We start from the raw sequence: 17,686 nt of genomic DNA, 5'->3' as shown, positions 1-17,686 counted from the left end.
CCGGCGTTCCCCAGGAGCATCTGCTCGCCCGTGCACACCGGCCCCGCCGCAGTATCACTGGCCACCGGCCCAGCCAACTTCTCGCGCAACGTCTCCGTGCCCGTGGCCTTCACCATGATCGACACGTGCTCGGCGGTGATCTCCCCAGCACACGCCGCAGCAGCGGTCGCGGGCAGGTGCTCACGCAACGCCCGCGCCGCCCCGACCGTCCGCTGCGCCAACGCCTTCGACAGGCGTTCCCGCGAGGCCAACCACGACGAGAAGGAATGCATCGTGTCAGCACGCCACGAACCTTCAGCCTCGATCTGACCGATCAACACCAAGCGTTGCGCCGCCAACTGGTCGGTCGCCCGACGCACCCGCTGCGACACCTCCGCCGCAAGAGACCCCGGCAGTCCCGACAGGTCCGCGGACGTGATCCTCTCGGTCACCGCCTCCAACTGGTCCAACTGCGCCAACAGACCCTCGGGAACCTCGGGAGCAGCCGGGGGAGAATCAGCGGCGGAGGCCAGCGGGGGTCTCGGCGCTTCGGCACTGTGCGTCCCGAACGGCGGTCCCGCAGGAGCGCTCGGCCAACCCGAGCGGATCAGATCCTCAAACTCAGCCTCAAGGTAGTCCTCGACAACGGTGGTCGCAGGACCGGCCGCAACATCGGCCCACACGCCTGGGGCGCATTCAATGCGCAGAGGGGCCGGCGTGAAACCGCGAGACGATAGATTCATTGATCCCATGACGTGCCTCCCGGCCCTTGTCAAAACCACCCGATTGACTATCTGCCAATTCTATCGAAAGAACGTCTCTGCGGCAAGGGATTTGGATATTTATTTTGGGTATTTTTCGGGAGTGGCCACGGCTCATCATCGCGAGGGTTCGACTTCATATGCCACATCGCCTGGGGCACGTCGCGTCGCCGTCCAGGAGAACGGGAAGGTGAGAAGACGCAGCCCCCGGGGCCAGAACCAGGGCAAGCTCACCTCGCCGGCGCGATCAGATCGACCCAAGTTGGCATCGAGCAGAATGCACTGTCTTAGCAGGGCCACTCACGCGCCCCCTCCTTCAAGTCCGCCTCAGTCCCAACCGCATTGTTGATGGCAAATTGATGGACGCGGAATCTCCAGATTCTGGATCATCTAGAGTCGCATCTCCCGTATCGACATTCCCGGCTGGCCCACGACAGTGCCCTCCTAGAATTCGATGAGCATCCGGGAGTTGCCCAGGGTGTTGGGCTTGACCCGGGCGAGGTCGAGAAACTCGGCCACGCCGTCGTCGTGCGAGCGCAGCAGCTCGGCGTAGACGGCCGGGTCGACCGGGGTCCCCTCGATCTCCCTGAAACCATGCCGGGTGAAGAAGTCGACCTCGAAGGTCAGGCAGAAGACCCGGCGCAGCCCCATGTCACGGGCCCGCTCGAGCAGTCGCTCGACGATCGCGTGGCCCAACCCGGCACCCAGGCGATCCTTGGCGACGGCGAGGGTGCGGATCTCGGCGAGGTCCTCCCACATGACGTGCAGCGCACCGCAGCCCACCACGACCGGGGCCTCTGGGGTGCCCGCGTCGACGACCAGGAACTCCTGGACGGCCTCGTAGTACGCGACCATCTCCTTGGCGAGGAGGATCCGGCGGTCGGCATACGGCTCCACGAGCGCCCGGATCGCATGCACGTCGCTCGGGCGCGCGGGCCGGATACGGGGCGTCCTGGGCTGGTCGGTCATAGAGTGCGCGTTCACCGAACCAACCTACTCCTTTACTCAGGGCTCTGCATACATTCCCACTGAGTCGACGTAGCCCGGCCAACATCACCCGTCAAGCAGCAGCTTGGTCGCCGTGACCTCGTCGATGACCAGGTGGGTGACGACCCGAGCCCGCAGCGCCGCCCGCAGCGGCGCGACCTTGTTGTCCCCGGCCACCGCGCACACCCGGCGGGGGATGTTGCGCAGCTCGTGCGGCATCGGCCCGGTGGCCCGGGCGTTGAGCTCTACGTCCCGGTAGGTGCCGTCCTCGCGCAGGAACACCGTGCACACGTCCCCCACCACACCCTCTCGATCGAGCTCGGCGACGTCTTCGGCATCGAGGTACCCCGCCGAGTAGACATGGCTGGGCAGCCCGCCCGAGAGCGCGCCCACTGAGAACAGGGCGATGTCCGCCCTACGTTGGAGCTCCAGGACCCGGCGCACGGAGCGTTCACGCCACATGGCCTCCCTGGTCCTGGCGAAATCGAAGAACGCCGGCACTGGGAAATAGTGCATCCGGGCCTCGAACGCCTTCCCGAACCCCGCGATCAGGTCCCCCGCATACTCGACCCCGCTCGTGCGGGTGTTGGCCGCCCCGTTGAGCTGGACGACCGAGCTGCCCCGGGTGGTCTTGCGGCTCAGGTGCGGCGCGATCGCGCTCAGTGTGGTTCCCCAGGCGAGGGCCAGGATCATGTTCGAGTCGAACCAGTTCCCGATCAGCCGGGCGGTCGTCAGTGCCACCTGGTCGAGCCGCTCGATCTCGGAGTGGTTGTCCGGCACGGCCACCACGTATGCCTCGATCCCGTAGACCTCGCTGATGCGTTGCCCCAGCCCAGGCGCATTGGAGCGAGTGGGACGAAGATTGATCTCGACGAGCCCGGTCTCGCGGGCGAGCTTGACCATCCTGGAGACGGTCGACCGCGAAGTGCCAAGGTGCTTGGCGATCGTCTCCATCTTCATGTCCTGGAGGTAATACATCGAAGCGGCCCTGAGAACATCCTGATCCCGCACAGCCATACCGCACCTTCCCACTGGTCAACGTCGAGACCCCGACTCTTGCACATATGTGCAAACGGGTTGCGCAAACGTTCTGACAGTGTGACCTTAATCGTAGACATCTAGCGAGTCGAAAGGTCAAGCATGTCAACCTCCGGTACGTCATCCAAGCTCACCCCACAGTCCCGAGAGCGTTCGTTGGACGTCCTGCGCGCGACCGCACAGGGCGACCCCCTCGACGTGCTGGTCATCGGCGGCGGCGTCACCGGCGCCGGCATCGCCCTCGACGCGGTGACCCGCGGCCTGACAACATCGGTCGTGGAGTCCCAGGACTGGGCCTCGGGCACGTCGAGCCGCTCGAGCAAGCTCGTCCACGGCGGCCTGCGCTACCTCCAGATGCTTGACTTCCACCTCGTCCACGAGGCGCTGACCGAGCGCGACCTCCTCATCAACACCCTCGCCCCGCACCTGGTGCGCCCGGTCTCATTCCTCTACCCGCTCGAGCACCGGGTGTGGGAACGCGGATACGTCGGAGCCGGCGTGATGCTCTATGACACCCTCGCCAGCCTCGCACCCGGCAAGCGCGCACTGCCCTTCCACAAGCACGTGACCCGCAAGGGCATGGAGCGCCTGTTCCCCGACCTGCGCCATGACGCAGCGATCGGCGCCGTGCGCTACTGGGACGGCTCGGTCGACGACGCCCGCCTGGTGAGCACCCTGATCCGCACCGCGGCGTCCTACGGCGCCGGTGCGGCGAGCCGCACCCAGGTGGTCGAGCTGACCAAGGACGCGAGCGGCCGGGTCGACGGCGCCGTGCTGGTCGACCTGGAGACTGGTGACCGGTTCCCGGTCAAGGCACGCCACGTCATCAACGCCACGGGCGTGTGGACCGAGGAGACCGAGGCCCTGGCCGGCGGGACCGGTGGCCTTCGCGTGCTGGCCTCCAAGGGCGTGCACATCGTCGTCCCCCGCGAGCGCATCAAGGGCAAGGTCGGCCTGATCCTGCAGACCGAGAAGAGCGTCCTCTTCGTCATCCCGTGGTCGCGGTACTGGGTGATCGGCACGACCGACACCCCGTGGACCCAGGAGCTTCAGCACCCCGTCGCGACCTCCGCCGACATCGACTATGTCCTGGCCCACGCCAATGAGGTGCTGGCGGACCCGCTCACCCGGGACGACATCATCGGCACCTGGGCCGGCCTGCGCCCGCTGCTGCAGCCCGGGACCAAGGAGGGCACGTCGTCGGCCAAGGTGTCCCGCGAGCACACCGTCGCCTCACCCGTTCCCGGCCTGACCGTGATCGCAGGCGGGAAGCTGACCACGTACCGGGTGATGGCCGAGGACGCCGTCGACTTCGCCCTCGGTGAGGGCGCCAAGGCGCGCCCGTCGATCACCGCGAAGGTGCCGCTGCTCGGCGCCGTCGGGCTCGACGTCCAGCAGAACTGGGGTCGACGCCATGCGGCGACCTACGGCTGGACGCCCGCGCTCGTCGACCACCTGCTGCACCGCTACGGCTCCCTGCTCACCGACATCGTCGCCCTCTGCCAGGAGGACCCGTCGATGGCCACCCCGCTCGAGCACGCACCTGCCTACCTGCGGGCCGAGATCGCCTACGCCGTGAGCCATGAGGGAGTTCTGCACCTCGAGGACATCCTGCTGCACCGCACCCGGCTCAACTATGAGGTCGCGGACCGCGGCCTGGCCGCGCTCGAGGAGATCTCCCGGATCGCCGCGGCCGGTCTCGGCTGGGACGAGGAGACCCGGCTCGCCGAGGTCGCCGCGTACACCGCACGGGCCGAGGCTGAGGCGGCCGCCGAGGACCAGCCCGACGACGCATCGGCCGAGCAGGTGCGCCTGGCCGCGCACGACGTGAGCCCGCTGGTCGACCTCCCCAAGAGCAGCTGAACCAGCTGAACCCAACTACCCGACCACCTCCACCGACCCGCACGAACGTGCCCTACAGTTCCAAACAATGAGGCCTCGCAGCAGAGCTGCTGCGAGGCGGTTGTGACAACGAAGTCCACCAATTTAGAGAGGCTGTGATGGATTCCATGCTCATAGATGCCTTCTGGTCCGAGATCCTCGGAACCGCGATGCTGACCCTCCTCGGAGGAGGTGTCGTCGCGACGGTCCTGCTTCCCAAGTCCAAGGGGTTCAACGGCGGCTGGCTCCTCATCAACTGGGGATGGGGCCTCGCGGTCTTCATCGCCGTGTACGTGGCACACAAGTCAGGCGCTCACCTCAACCCTGCGGTCACCCTCGGCCTGTTCTCCGCCGACCAGCCCTTCGCCGTGCTGCACGACGCCGCCGGGGCGGTCACCGGGACCATCGCGCCGACCGTGCCCCACATGTTCATGTACTTCGCCGCGGAGATGATCGGCGCGTTCGTCGGGGCGGTCATCATGTTCATCGCCTTCAAGCAACACTTCGACGAAGACGTCGACGCCGGCTCCAAGCTTGCCGTGTTCTCGACCGGGCCGGCCATCCGCTCCTACGGCTGGAACTTCATCACCGAGGTCATCGCGACCTTCGTGCTCGTGTTCTTCGTCGTGATCTCCGGAAAGACGCCGTCGGGCCTCGGCCCGTTCGCTGTCGCCCTCGTGGTCGTCAGCATCGGCGCCAGCCTCGGTGGCCCGACCGGGTACGCCATCAACCCCGCACGTGACCTCGGCCCACGCATCGCCCACTTCATCCTGCCGATCCGCGGCAAGGGCTCGAGCGACTGGGCCTACTCCTGGGTCCCGGTCGCCGGACCGCTCGTGGGAGCGGTCCTGGCCGGGGTCCTCGGCCGCGTGTACGGCTGACGATCCCTGCCTGACCAGACCTTGCTCGACGCCGGTCGACAACGCCCGGCACACCCGCACAACGAAGTGAAGGAATGACCCATGACCGCACAGTACGTCCTGGCCATCGACCAGGGGACCACGAGTTCGCGTGCCATCGTGTTCACCCACGCTGGCACCATCCACTCCTCGGGCCAGCTCGAGCACGACCAGATCTTCCCGCGGGCAGGGTGGGTCGAGCACAACCCCGAGCAGATCTGGAACAACGTCCGTGAGGTCGTGGGGATCGCCCTGACCCGCGGCAATCTCACCAAGGACGACATCGCCGCGGTGGGGATCACCAACCAGCGCGAGACCGCCGTCGTCTGGGACCGCAACACCGGGAAGCCCGTCTACAACGCCATCGTCTGGCAGGACACCCGGACCCAGGCCATCGTCGACGAGCTCGGCGGATCCGAGGGACCTGAGAAGTACAAGGCGCGCGTCGGCCTGCCGCTCGCCACGTACTTCTCCGGCCCCAAGGTCAAGTGGATCCTCGACAACGTCGACGGCGCACGCGCGGCCGCCGAGCGCGGGGACCTCATGTTCGGCAACACCGACTCCTGGGTGCTGTGGAACATGACCGGAGGGACCGACGGCGGCGTGCACGTCACCGACGTCACCAACGCCTCGCGCACCATGCTCATGAACATCGACACCCTCACCTGGAACGAGGACATCGCGGCGGAGATGACCATCCCGCTGTCGATGCTCCCCGAGATCCGCTCCTCCTCCGAGGTCTACGGCCACGGCCGCGAGCGCGGCATGGTCCCGGGGGTGCCGATCGCCGGGATCCTGGGTGACCAGCAGGCGGCGACCTTCGGTCAGGCCTGCTTCGAGAAGGGCACCGCGAAGAATACCTACGGGACTGGTAACTTCATGCTGCTCAACACCGGCACCGAGCCGGTCGCGAGCAAGAACGGGCTGCTGACCACCGTCTGCTACAAGATCGGCGACGCCCCGCAGGTCTACGCCCTCGAGGGCTCGATCGCCGTGACCGGGTCGCTCATCCAGTGGCTGCGGGACAACCTCGGCATGTTCGAGGACGCCCGGGACGTGGAGTACTACGCCGCCAAGGTCGAGACGAACGGCGGGGCGTACTTCGTCCCGGCCTTCTCCGGGCTGTTCGCCCCGTACTGGCGTCCGGACGCGCGTGGTGCGCTCGTGGGCCTCACGCGGTTCGTCAACAAGAACCACATCGCCCGCGCGGCACTGGAGGCCACCGCCTTCCAGACCCGCGAGGTGCTCGACGCCATGAACGCCGACTCCGGTGTGGACCTGACCGAGCTCAAGGTCGACGGCGGCATGGTCGCCAACGAGCTGCTCATGCAGTTCCAGGCGGACATCCTCGACGTCGACGTGGTTCGACCCCAGGTAGCCGAGACGACCGCGCTCGGCGCGGCGTATGCGGCGGGCATCGCGGTCGGCTTCTGGAACGGGGAGCAGGACGTCATCGACAACTGGGCCGAGGACAAGCGCTGGTCCCCCGACATGGAGGGCTCCGAGCGGGACCGCCAGTACCGGCTCTGGAAGAAGGCCGTCTCCAAGACCCTCGACTGGGTCGACGACGACGTCGTCTGAGTCACCCGCAGTACCAGCACGACGGCCGTGGCCCGGCTCCCCTTGGGGGCCGGGCCACGGCCGTACTCGGGTGCGACGGACATAGGGTTGGTCGGGGCAACGCGCGCTGTGTGCGCAGCCCCGAAACCTGCGAGGAGAGCGCGTGATCAGCTACACCGTCCCCGGGATGCACGTCACCGACCACGAGGTGAGCGTCCCGCTCGACTGGTTCGACGACCGCGACACCCGCACCATCACCGTGTTCGTCCGGGAGGTCGTCGCACCGGCCAGACGTCACGAGGACCTTCCCCTCCTGGTGTTCCTGCAGGGCGGCCCGGGCGGCAAGGGACCTCGCCCGACCGGCCCGGACGGCTGGCTCGGGCACATGCTGACCACGCACCGGGTGATCCTGCTCGACCAGCGCGGCACCGGCAGATCGACCCCGGTCCGCGGCGGCCACCTGGCGGCCCTGGGCAGCCCGGCGGCGCAGGCCGAGCACCTCACCCACTTCCGCGCCGACTCGATCGTCGCCGACGCCGAGCACGTGCGCCGCACCCTCTACGGCGCTCGCCGTTGGGAGTCGCTCGGGCAGAGCTACGGCGGCTTCCTCACCCTCACCTATCTCTCCCAGGCACCGCAGGGGCTCTCCGCCTGCTATGTGACCGGCGGGCTCGTCGGCCTGCAGGCCGACGCACGTGAGGTGTACCGGCACACCTATCCGCGCACCGCCGCGAAGAATCGTGAGATGTTCGCCCGCTTCCCGGGCGACGTCGCACAGGCGGCCCGGATCGCGGACCGGCTGGCTGCGGGCGACGTCCGCCTGCCCGACGGCGACCTGCTCTCGGTGCGCCGCTTCCAGACTGTGGGGATGGACCTCGGGATGAAGCCCGGCTTCGAGCGGCTGCACTGGCTCCTCGACGAGGCCTTCGACCCGGGCGCCTCCGAGCTCTCCGAGACCTTCCTCAACCAGGTGATGACCCTGACCTCCTACCGAGAGAACCCGCTGTACGCGGTCCTCCAGGAGTCCATCTACGCCTCCGGGTACGCGGTGACCGGGTGGGCCGCCCACGCCGAGCGCGGCGAGCACCCCGCCTTCGACCCCGGTCACCGTCCGCTGCACCTCACCGGCGAGATGATCTACCCGTGGATGTTCGAGGAGATCGCCGGGCTACGGCCCTTCGCTGCCGCTGCGCACGAGCTCGCGCGGCGTGAGCGCTGGACCACGCTCTACGACGCCGAGGCGCTCGCCGCCAACGACGTGCCGGTCGCGGCCGCCGTGTACTTCGACGACATGTTCGTCGACGCCGGACTCAGTCTCGAGACGGCGTCCGCCGTGGGCAACGTGCACGCGTGGGTGACCAACGAGTTCGAGCACGACGGCCTGCGCACCGGTGACGTGCTCAGCCGGCTCACCCAGCAGATCCGCGACAGCGGCGGACCGCTGCGGGACTGAGAAAGACACCGGCCCGGGACGGTCGCGAGAGGCATCCCGGGCCGAATGTGCAGAACAGACGTCAGCGGCGGGCAGGCTCTGCCTCGGGCTCGGCGACGTGCGTCGTCGCGCCACGCTCGAGGGCCGCGCCCTCGATGTCGACGTTCGGGACCAGTCGGTCCAGCCAGCGCGGCAGCCACCAGGCCGACTTCCCCAGGAGCGCCATGACCGCGGGGATCATCGTCATGCGGACCACGAGCGCGTCGACCGCGACCCCGAAGCCCATCGCGAAGGCGATCGGGCCGATCGTGGAGTTCCCGGAGAAGACGAAGCTCGAGAACACCGAGATCATGATGAGCGCAGCGGCCAGGACCACCCGCGCACCGTGGGAGTATCCCGAGCGGACTGCGGCGAGCGGCGCGGCGCCGTGCACGTGGTCCTCACGCATCCGCGAGACGAGGAAGACCTGGTAGTCCATCGCCAGCCCGAAGAGCACGCCGACGAGCAGAACCGGCATGAAGCTCAGCAGCGGCGCCGGGGCCGCGACCCGGAACACATCCGAGAGCCACCCCCACTGGTAGACGGCGGTCGTGGCCCCGAAGGCCGCAGCCACCGTGAGCAGGAAGCCGAGCACCGCGGTCACCGGGACGAGGATCGAGCGGAACGCCACGAGCAGCAGGATGAATGCCAGACCCACGACGATGGCCAGGAACAGCGGCAGCGCGTCGGAGAGCTTCTGCGTGATGTCGATGTTGGCCGCAGCCGCCCCGGTCACCCAGATGTGGGTTCCGGTCGCTTCCTCGATGTCGGCGCGCAGCGCCCGGATGTCGTGGACCACGTCGGCGGTCTCGACGTCGTTCGGACCCGTCGTCGGGAGCACGAGGATGAGAGCCGCGTCCGCCTCGGGCGTGCCCTCAGGAGCAGGCTGGTCCGGGCCGAGCATGCCGTTCACGGCGCCGTTGGGGGCCGCCGGTGCGACGTAGGCGACGTTGGCGACCCCACCGAGTGCCTCGGTGACCCGAGCTGTGGCGTCCGCGAGCGCAGCTGGGTCGTCAGCGGCATCGACGAGCACGACGAGCGGGCCGTTGATGCCGGGGCCGAAGTTCTCCGCGAGCAGGTCATAGGCCTGGCGTTCGTTGGAAGTAACGGGTTCCTGGCCGGCGTCGGGCAGGCCCAGGCGCATGGAGGTGGCCGGCAGCGCGACGGCGCCCAGCACGAGGACCCCGGTGACCAGGGTCCAGACGGGGTGGCGCGTGATGAGAGTGCCCCACCGGTTCTCGGCCTTGGCGGACCGCTGGGCGCGCGCGGCGGCGCGGCCCCGCGGGATGAGCCGGGTACCGGCGAAGCCCATGAGCGCGGGGAGCAGGGTCACCGCGATGAGGACCGCGACTGCCACCGTCGCGGCCGCGGCGAAGCCCATCGTGCCCAGGAACGGGATGCCAGTCACCGCGAGGCCGGAGAGTGCGACCACGACGGTCAGCCCGGCAAAGACGATCGCGCTGCCGGCGGTGCCGACCGCGCGACCCGCGGACTCGGCCGGGTCGACGCCCTCGGCGAGCTGCTGGCGGTGCCGGGAGAGCAGGAACAGGGCGTAGTCGATGCCCACGGCGAGCCCGAGCATGAGCGCGAGGGTCAGCGTCGCCGAGGAGATCGTGACCACAGACGAGAACGACAGCACGCCGGCGAGACCGATCCCGACGCCGAGCAGGGCGGTCAGGATGGGCATGCCTGCGGCGAGCAGCGAGCCGAAGGTCACCAGCAGCACGAGGAGGGCAAGGACCACACCCGCGCCCTCGGTCGCCGAGATGAGCTCGAGGGGTTCGGTGAAGGGCCCCCCGGAGAGCGCGACGGTGAATCCGTCCGCCTCAAGTGCGGTCTGCGCGGAGGTCAAGGCGCCGAGGGTGGCCGCGGGGACGTCGTCGGCCGGGACGGTGAACTGCACGTCGAAGTAGACCGCGCCGCCGTCCGGGGAGATGGTGCCTGTCGTGGCCGGGTCGGAGATCGAGGCGACGTCGGCGGCAGAGGTCACCCCTTCGAGCGCATCAAGCACAGGTGCGAGACCGCCGTCGCCCGTGAGGCTGGTTCCTTCAGGTGCCGCGACGATGACTCGTGCCGTGGCGGGCTGGTCGGCCTCGCTGCCGGCCCCGGCCGACCCGCCGGTCCCCGAGCCGACACCGCTCGCGGCGTCGCCGAAGCGCTCCTCGAGGATCTGCTGGGCGTTGGCGGACTCGGTCCCGGGGATCGCGATGTCCTCGGTCATCTTCATGCCCGAGGCGAGGGCTGCGCCGCCCACCGCGAGCAGCACGACGAGCCACGTGATGAGCACGACCCAGCGGCGCGTGTAGGAGAAGTGTCCTACCCGGTAGAGAAACGAAGCCATGGTGATCCCTTGGTCGTCCGGGCGAGCCCGGGAAGTGAGCGGTGCAGCCTTGCGTGGTCGCGCTTCATCGGACGACACGACCACACTAAACAACGATCGTTGGTTAGGCAACAGTTGTTGCTTATCTACTGGCAAGAGTGTCCACGGACTGACACAATGGGCTCATGGACCCCCGTATCGCCCGTACGCGCACCCTGCTCCAGGACGCGCTGCTCTCCCTCGCGCGGGAGCGCGACCTCGACGAGATCGCCGTCGCGGACATCGCCGACCGGGCCACGATCAACCGTTCCACCTTCTACCAGCATTACGCCGACAAAGACACCCTGCTCGCCGACGCCCTGGACGAGCAGGTGCGCCTCGCCGGGGCGGACCTCACCGACCTGGCGACGCTCGAGCTCAGCGAGGACCCGCCCGAGGTGCTCGTGCGCTATGCCGAGCACCTCGCGGAGAACGCCGCCCTGTACCGCAGGGCGCTCGGCGAGCACGGCTCGCCCGTCGCGACCGCACGGCTGCGCCGCCGGATCACCACGATCGTCATGACCGGGATCTGCTTGCACGCGGACGACTACGACAGGATCGAGCTGCCGGTGGAGATCGCTGCCGCGAGCATCACCGGGTCGCTGATCGGCGTCCTGACCGCCTGGCTCGACATGGATCCCCTGCCCGCTCCCGACCAGGCCGCCGCCTGGGTGTGGACGATACTCGCGCCCGCCCAGTCGGCCCCGGGAGCACCTGTCGCGGGGGCGCGGGGCGGTCGGTAGATTGAGGAGAAGCTCGGCGGCACCGCCGAGCGCTCACCTGACAGTGTCGTCATAGGAGCACAATGACCATCTACGCAGCCCCCGGAACCCCCGAGGCCCTCGTCACCTTCAAAAGTCGCTACGAGCACTGGATCGGCGGGGAATGGGTACGCCCCGTCAAGGGCCAGTACTTCGAGGACATCTCTCCCGTCACCGGCAAGCCCTTCGCCGAGGTCGCCCGCGGCACCGCCGAGGACATCGACGCGGCCCTGGACGCCGCCCACAAGGCCGCCCCCGCGTGGGGCAAGACCACCGGGACCGAGCGCGCCGCCGTCCTGAACAAGATCGCCGACGTCATCGAGGCCAACCTCGAGCTGCTCGCCGTCGCCGAGACGTGGGACAACGGCAAGCCGATCCGCGAGCCGCTCAACGCCGACCTCCCCCTGGCCGCAGACCACTTCCGGTACTTCGCCTCGGTCATCAGGGCCCAGGAGGGCGAGTTCACCGAGCTCGACGGGGACACCGTCGCGTACCACTACGCGGAGCCGCTCGGCGTCGTCGGGCAGATCATCCCGTGGAACTTCCCGATCCTCATGGCGACGTGGAAGCTCGCGCCCGCCCTCGCGGGCGGCAACACGATCGTGCTCAAGCCGGCCGAGCAGACCCCCGTCTCGATCCTCGTGCTCATCGAGCTGATCGGGGACATCCTCCCGCCCGGGGTGCTCAACATCGTCAACGGCTTTGGCCTCGAGGCCGGCAAGCCGCTCGCCTCGAGCCCGCGGATCCGCAAGATCGCCTTCACCGGCGAGACGACGACGGGCCGGCTCATCCTGCAGTACGCGAGCGCCAACCTCATCCCGTCAACGGTCGAGCTGGGTGGCAAGAGCCCGAACATCTTCTTCGAGGACGTCGCCGACAAGAACGACGCCTTCTACGACAAGGCTCAGGAAGGGTTCGTGCTCTTCGCCTTCAACCAGGGCGAGGTCTGCACCTGCCCGTCCCGTTCGCTCATCCAGAAGCCGATCTACGACACCTTCCTCTCCGACGCGCTCGACCGGACCAAGAAGGCGATCCAGGGGAACCCGCTCGACACCGCCACCCAGGTCGGCGCGCAGGCCTCCAACGACCAGCTCGAGAAGATCCTCAGCTACATCGACATCGGCAAGCAGGAGGGCGCGCGGCTGCTGCTCGGCGGTGAGCGGGTCGACCTGGGCGGAGACCTCACCGACGGCTTCTACGTCGCCCCGACCATCTTCGAGGGGCAGAACTCCATGCGGATCTTCCAGGAGGAGATCTTCGGACCCGTCGTGGCGGTGACGAGCTTCGACGACTACGCCGACGCGATCGCCAAGGCCAACGACACCCTCTACGGGCTGGGCGCCGGGGTGTGGTCCCGCAACGGGAACCTCGCCTACCGCGCCGGGCGGGACATCAAGGCCGGGCGGGTGTGGATCAACAACTACCACGCCTACCCCGCCGGGGCCGCCTTCGGTGGCTACAAGAGCTCCGGGATCGGCCGGGAGAACTCCAAGCTGGCCCTGGACCACTACCAGCAGACGAAGAACCTGCTCGTGAGCTATTCCGAGACGGCGCTCGGGTTCTTCTGAGCCGGACAAGCCGGTGCGGCGACGGTTCGTCGTCGCACCGGCCCGCGCATCCCAACCGCGAGGAGGCACCCATGATCGACGCCGCGGTCGTCATCGACGGAGAGAGCCAGTCCCGGGTCGCGTTGACCGACGCGAGCATCGACCTGCTGCACCTGCTGTGGGGCAAGTACGGCCCGCTCATGTTCCACCAGTCCGGTGGCTGCTGCGACGGCAGCTCGCCCATGTGCTATCCGGCCGGGGACTTCATCACCTCCGACGCCGATGTGCTGCTCGGGCGCTTCGACATCGCCGCTCCCGGCGACCCAGGCACCCCTGGCACCCCTGGCACCCCTGGCACCCCTGGCCAGCCGATCGACTTCTGGATGTCCCGCGAGCAGTTTGCGTACTGGAGCCACACGCACCTGACCGTCGACGTCGTGCCCGGTCGGGGTTCCGGCTTCTCGGTCGAGGGGCCCGAGGGGCTGCGGTTCCTCATCCGGTCCCGGCTCATGGACGACGCTCAGCCGTTCCGCTGAGCCATCGTCCCGCTGAGACCCGCTGAGAAGAGGCATCCGTGAGAGAGCACCTGCGCGAGGCCTGGCACATGATTCACCCGCCGCGGGACGATCCTCACGGACCCCTTCCCCCGCTGCTGCTGATCCTCTCCGTCGTCACCGGCCTCGTCGACTCGCTGAGCTACCTGATGCTCGGGCACGTGTTCGTCGCGAACATGACCGGGAACGTCATCTTTCTCGGCTTCGCGGTCGGGGGCGCCGAGGGCTTCTCGATCGTCACCTCGATCACCGCGATCCTCGCCTTCTCGGTCGGAGCTCTGCTCGGCGGCCGGGTGGACAGCACATCCCACCGCCATCGCGGACGCCTGGTCTTCCGCGCAGCGCTCATCGAGACGGTCGCTGTCCTGCTCGCGCTCGGCTGGGTCGCGATCTCCCGCGACCCGTTCACGGGCGCCGGCCGGTACGTGCTCGTCGTGCTCCTGGCCGTCGCGATGGGGCTGCAGAACTCCGCGGCCACCTCCCTCAACGTCCCGGATCTCACCACGACGGTCCTGACAAAGACCATCACCGGGATCTCCGCCGACGCCCGCGTCGTCGGCGGGCAGGGCAGCCGGGTCGGACGGCGCGGCGTCTCCATCCTGGCCATGTTCACCGGCGCACTGGTCGGCGCACTGCTCGTCACGGGCGGACACGGCCGGTGGGTCCTCGTGCCGGCGGCGGCGCTGCTCGCCGTGGTGACCGCGGCGACCGTCCGCTATCCCCGATCTCAGGAGAGCTGGGTTGCGGCGCGGTAGGGACATGTCGGTGGCGGCAGGGACACTGGTGGCATGCATGTTGTTGTCGTCCCCGCCGCACCCGATCGGGTGCAGGTGCTCGACGTCGACGACGACGACGCGGTCGTGGCCAAGGTCGAGCTGGACACGGCTGACCTGCCCGGCCTGGTCAACGCCCGTGAGGCGGCTGTCGACGCGCCCGCCCCGCGGTGGGTGTGGCCGGACACAGCGACCTGGTACCCGGCGCTCCTCGCCGCCCAGGTAGCGGTCGCCCGGTGCTGGGACCTGCGGCTGTGCCACGCGATCCTGCGGGCCAGCGCGCTGACGGCGCGCACCACCTTCGCCTCCGTCCCTCCGTCGGCCTGGGACCAGCCGCGCACCCAGACCGACTCGGACCGCCTCTTCGACCTCGACCCACCGGTCCGTCTCGACCCGCTCGAGGAGCTGCGCCGTCAGCGCCGCGCCCTCGCGGCCGCCGCCGGACCCGGCGGCGAATCGGAGTCGGGACGGCTGGGCCTGCTGCTCGCGGCGGAGTCGGCCGGGGCGCTCGTGGCCGCGGAGATGACCCACTCGGGCGTGCCGTGGGACGCCGCGGAGCACGACCGGATCCTTGCTGCGGTGCTCGGGAAGCGCCCGGTGCCCGGGTACAGGCCCGCGCTGCTCGAGGCCAAGCTCACCCAGCTGCGCGCGGCCCTGGGCGTCGGTGACTTCAACCCCGACTCCCCCGGGGAGCTGCTCAAGGCCCTGCGCCTGGCGGGCCTGCCGGCCACCTCGACACGATCGTGGGAGCTGCGGGAGATCGACCACCCGGCGATCGCGCCGCTGCTGGAGTACAAGAAGCTGTCCCGGCTGCTGACCGCGAACGGCTGGCACTGGCTCGACACCTGGGTCGCGGGCGGGCGGTTCCGGCCGGTCTACGTGCCCGGCGGCGTGGTCACGGGCAGGTGGGCCTCCGACGGCGGCGGCGCGCTGCAGCTCCCCCACCAGGTCCGCGGTGCGGTGCGTGCCGACCCGGGGTGGACCCTCGTGGTGGCCGACGCCGCCCAGCTCGAGCCGCGGATCCTGGCCGCCATGTCCGGCGACCTGGCGATGGCGCGGGCCGGTCAGGCGACCGACATGTACGAGGGGATGGTCGCCGCCGGCGCGGTCGAGACCCGGGAGCAGGCCAAGTACGGGATGCTCGGGGCGATGTACGGAGGGACCCAAGGCGAGAGCGGGCGGATGCTGCCCCGGATGATCAAGGCGTACCCGCAAGCCCTGGCCCTCGTTGAGCATGCGGCGCGGGCCGGCGAGCGTGGGGAGGTCGTGTCCACCTGGCTGGGCCGCAGCTCACCGCGCCCCGGCGACGACTGGCGCCTCGCCCAGAGCGAGGCGTCGGACGAGGGTGCGACCGGCGTCGAGCAGGAGCGGGCACGCAGCCTGGCGCGCGGGTGGGGGCGTTTCACGCGAAACTTCATCGTCCAGGGGACAGCCGCGGAGTGGGCGCTGTGCTGGATGGCCCTGCTGCGCCTGCGGCTGCGCGACCTCACCCCCGGCGGCGACGTGACCGCCGGTCCGCACCTGGCGTTCTTCCTGCACGACGAGGTCATGGTGCACACCCCGGTGCACCTCGCCGAGCAGGTCGCCGAGATCGTGAGGGAGTGCGCGACCGAGGCCGGGCGGTTGCTGTTCGGGCCGGCGGGCGGCGGCGGCGTGGAGTTCCAGGTGAGCGTGGCCGTTGTCGATTCCTATGCGGAGGCCAAGTAGGAGGAGCGCCGCCTCAGGCGTGGTGCAGGCGGGAGACGTAGGCGTGCCGGTAGGTGACCGAGAGGCCCGGGATGGTGCGGACGAGCTCGCCGTGCACCGCGAGCCGTCGGCGGACGGGCGCCGACCAGACCGCGAGAGCGCCGGTCACGACGACGGGGACGATGGTCGCGATGACGATCGTCCACCGGTAGACCGGAGCCCCGGCGGTGGCCATCGCCGCGGAACCGCTGAGCCCCACGGCCAGGACCGACAGGGCCAGGACCACGAGAGCGACGAGGCCGGAGAAGGTGGGATGCACCCGTGCGCGCACCCGCGCGGTGACCTCGATGCAGAGCCCCGCAGCCAGCACGGACTGGAGAGCGACGAGGGGGACGAAGGCCAAGAACTTCAGCGGCAGGTCGCCGGTGTCCCACGCGATCGCGATCGCCACCGGGAGGCCGGCCGCGGCAAGCACGGTCGGGGCCCACATGGTCGGCCACGGCCACACGATCCACCGTCGGGACACGTTCGCGCCGCCGCCCGCCTCAGCCAGACGCCCCGGGAGCTCGCGCATCTCGGCCTCGACCCGGTCCCGTTCGGCACGGGTGCCGACTCGCTTCGACGGGACCGTCGAGATGCCCACCCGCGCGAGCAGCACGGCCAGGCACACGATGCCGCCCGCGGTCGCGATGATCGTGCCGTGCACGGGCGCGGATCCGTCGGGCAGGTTGCCGGTCCAGGCGACCACGGCCCACAGCACGACCGCGAGCCCGACGCCGATCGCCGCGACCGAGGACACCGCGAGCACCGCGAGCTGGATGTCCAGGCGGACCGCGGCCGCCGCGCGGCCGTGAGGTTCACCGGTCGCCGTGACCGTTCCGGCGGAGTGGCCGGGCTCGCTGTGCTCGTCGGAACCGCTGTGCTGGCCGGAACTGCTGTGCTGGTCGAGGCCCAGCGCCACGATGAGCACCGCGATCCCGCCGAGCAGCGCGAGCGCGGTGCCCGGTTCGATCCACGGCATGAGGGCCCACATGCGGCGCGCCACCGCGTCGGTCTCTCCGATGAGGAAAGGGGCGACGAGCGCGAGCAGCACGTACCCGGCACCGACGACCCGCAGCACGAGGGAGACAAGCTGCTCGCGGATCGCGAGATGGTAGTCGTCGGTCGCGGACGCGGCCGACGGCGCGACTCGTGCTGTAGGTGCGCCGATGGTGGCCGGCGCGGCGTCATCGGGAAGCGCCGCGTCGTCGGGAAGCGCGCTGCGGCGTCGGGCATCGAGGCGCGCGGTGGCTGCGAGCGCACCGGTGACCGCGCCGGCCACCCCGGCTACGAGGGCCGTCCGGACCAGGCCGGACTGTTTGCTGGACCCCATGATCGGCTCACCCCTGACGTCAGGGTGCGTCGTGGCCGAGCGGCGATGCCCGGGAACG

At 69.6% G+C, this 17,686-nt stretch carries 14 protein-coding genes; 9 read left to right on the top strand and 5 right to left on the bottom strand.

What is annotated here, in order from left to right:
- From BLQ50_RS19125 to BLQ50_RS15410, 3 genes are all read right to left on the bottom strand, one after another.
- Positions 1-722: DUF222 domain-containing protein (locus BLQ50_RS19125; protein WP_245701301.1), on the bottom strand; the 722-nt coding region annotated here is incomplete at its 3' end.
- Between the two features lie 462 nt (positions 723-1,184).
- Entirely contained in the window at positions 1,185-1,709 is a 525-nt protein-coding gene (locus tag BLQ50_RS15415; protein WP_093185521.1) for an amino-acid N-acetyltransferase, read from the bottom strand.
- An 84-nt stretch (positions 1,710-1,793) separates the two neighbouring features.
- A complete protein-coding gene (locus BLQ50_RS15410; RefSeq protein ID WP_093185518.1) occupies positions 1,794-2,744 on the bottom strand; it encodes a sugar-binding transcriptional regulator in 951 nt (316 codons plus the stop codon).
- Positions 2,745-2,867: 123 nt separating this feature from the next.
- On the opposite strand from BLQ50_RS15410, the gene BLQ50_RS15405 reads away from it, so the two are divergent.
- From BLQ50_RS15405 to BLQ50_RS15390, 4 genes are all read left to right on the top strand, one after another.
- Complete coding sequence (locus BLQ50_RS15405; protein WP_093185515.1) at positions 2,868-4,628, top strand: glycerol-3-phosphate dehydrogenase/oxidase; 1,761 nt, start codon at positions 2,868-2,870, stop codon at positions 4,626-4,628.
- Between the two features lie 137 nt (positions 4,629-4,765).
- Positions 4,766-5,527: an MIP/aquaporin family protein gene (locus tag BLQ50_RS15400; RefSeq protein ID WP_217629190.1), complete on the top strand. Its 762-nt coding sequence runs from the start codon at positions 4,766-4,768 to the stop codon at positions 5,525-5,527.
- 81 nt (positions 5,528-5,608) lie between these two features.
- Positions 5,609-7,126 (top strand): glycerol kinase GlpK, encoded by a 1,518-nt coding sequence (gene glpK, locus BLQ50_RS15395; protein WP_093185510.1) that lies wholly within the window; start codon positions 5,609-5,611, stop codon positions 7,124-7,126.
- A gap of 166 nt (positions 7,127-7,292) precedes the next feature.
- Positions 7,293-8,558 carry an alpha/beta fold hydrolase gene (locus BLQ50_RS15390; RefSeq protein ID WP_093185578.1) on the top strand — a complete coding sequence of 422 codons (1,266 nt, stop codon included), beginning with the start codon at positions 7,293-7,295 and terminating at the stop codon, positions 8,556-8,558.
- Between the two features lie 61 nt (positions 8,559-8,619).
- Here BLQ50_RS15390 and BLQ50_RS15385 read toward each other — a convergent pair whose 3' ends face one another.
- The gene (locus BLQ50_RS15385; RefSeq protein ID WP_093185576.1) at positions 8,620-10,917 is read right to left on the bottom strand and encodes an MMPL family transporter; all 2,298 of its coding nucleotides are present in this window, start codon (positions 10,915-10,917) and stop codon (positions 8,620-8,622) included.
- Positions 10,918-11,081: 164 nt separating this feature from the next.
- Here BLQ50_RS15385 and BLQ50_RS15380 point away from each other — a divergent pair, with 164 nt between their 5' ends.
- From BLQ50_RS15380 to BLQ50_RS15360, 5 genes are all read left to right on the top strand, one after another.
- Complete coding sequence (locus BLQ50_RS15380) at positions 11,082-11,678, top strand: TetR/AcrR family transcriptional regulator (protein ID WP_093185508.1); 597 nt, start codon at positions 11,082-11,084, stop codon at positions 11,676-11,678.
- A 62-nt stretch (positions 11,679-11,740) separates the two neighbouring features.
- A complete protein-coding gene (exaC, locus tag BLQ50_RS15375) occupies positions 11,741-13,264 on the top strand; it encodes an acetaldehyde dehydrogenase ExaC (RefSeq protein WP_093185505.1) in 1,524 nt (507 codons plus the stop codon).
- Positions 13,265-13,335: 71 nt separating this feature from the next.
- Positions 13,336-13,779, top strand: coding sequence for a DUF779 domain-containing protein (locus BLQ50_RS15370; protein ID WP_093185503.1), 444 nt, complete (start codon positions 13,336-13,338; stop codon positions 13,777-13,779).
- A gap of 68 nt (positions 13,780-13,847) precedes the next feature.
- Complete coding sequence (locus tag BLQ50_RS15365) at positions 13,848-14,552, top strand: YoaK family protein (RefSeq protein WP_093185572.1); 705 nt, start codon at positions 13,848-13,850, stop codon at positions 14,550-14,552.
- Between the two features lie 33 nt (positions 14,553-14,585).
- Entirely contained in the window at positions 14,586-16,277 is a 1,692-nt protein-coding gene (locus BLQ50_RS15360) for a bifunctional 3'-5' exonuclease/DNA polymerase (protein ID WP_093185500.1), read from the top strand.
- Between the two features lie 13 nt (positions 16,278-16,290).
- Here the strand turns inward: BLQ50_RS15360 and BLQ50_RS15355 are convergent, their stop codons facing one another.
- The gene (locus BLQ50_RS15355; protein WP_093185498.1) at positions 16,291-17,628 is read right to left on the bottom strand and encodes a hypothetical protein; all 1,338 of its coding nucleotides are present in this window, start codon (positions 17,626-17,628) and stop codon (positions 16,291-16,293) included.
- Between the last annotated feature and the right edge of the window lie 58 nt (positions 17,629-17,686).

Origin of the sequence: Sanguibacter gelidistatuariae (assembly GCF_900096585.1) — a bacterium.
GTDB classification, from domain to species: domain Bacteria; phylum Actinomycetota; class Actinomycetes; order Actinomycetales; family Cellulomonadaceae; genus Sanguibacter; species Sanguibacter gelidistatuariae.
The sequence above is the reverse complement of the archived record's forward strand: the minus strand, read 5'-3'. Positions and strand labels throughout refer to the sequence as shown.

Coding starts and splice junctions, on each gene's coding strand:
- BLQ50_RS15415 (WP_093185521.1), bottom strand. CDS start 1,709: ATGACCGACCAGCCCAGGACGCCCCGTATCCGGCCCGCGCGCCCGAGC.
- BLQ50_RS15410 (WP_093185518.1), bottom strand. CDS start 2,744: ATGGCTGTGCGGGATCAGGATGTTCTCAGGGCCGCTTCGATGTATTAC.
- BLQ50_RS15405 (WP_093185515.1), top strand. CDS start 2,868: ATGTCAACCTCCGGTACGTCATCCAAGCTCACCCCACAGTCCCGAGAG.
- BLQ50_RS15400 (WP_217629190.1), top strand. CDS start 4,766: ATGGATTCCATGCTCATAGATGCCTTCTGGTCCGAGATCCTCGGAACC.
- glpK (WP_093185510.1), top strand. CDS start 5,609: ATGACCGCACAGTACGTCCTGGCCATCGACCAGGGGACCACGAGTTCG.
- BLQ50_RS15390 (WP_093185578.1), top strand. CDS start 7,293: ATGCACGTCACCGACCACGAGGTGAGCGTCCCGCTCGACTGGTTCGAC.
- BLQ50_RS15385 (WP_093185576.1), bottom strand. CDS start 10,917: ATGGCTTCGTTTCTCTACCGGGTAGGACACTTCTCCTACACGCGCCGC.
- BLQ50_RS15380 (WP_093185508.1), top strand. CDS start 11,082: ATGGACCCCCGTATCGCCCGTACGCGCACCCTGCTCCAGGACGCGCTG.
- exaC (WP_093185505.1), top strand. CDS start 11,741: ATGACCATCTACGCAGCCCCCGGAACCCCCGAGGCCCTCGTCACCTTC.
- BLQ50_RS15370 (WP_093185503.1), top strand. CDS start 13,336: ATGATCGACGCCGCGGTCGTCATCGACGGAGAGAGCCAGTCCCGGGTC.
- BLQ50_RS15365 (WP_093185572.1), top strand. CDS start 13,848: ATGATTCACCCGCCGCGGGACGATCCTCACGGACCCCTTCCCCCGCTG.
- BLQ50_RS15360 (WP_093185500.1), top strand. CDS start 14,586: ATGCATGTTGTTGTCGTCCCCGCCGCACCCGATCGGGTGCAGGTGCTC.
- BLQ50_RS15355 (WP_093185498.1), bottom strand. CDS start 17,628: ATGGGGTCCAGCAAACAGTCCGGCCTGGTCCGGACGGCCCTCGTAGCC.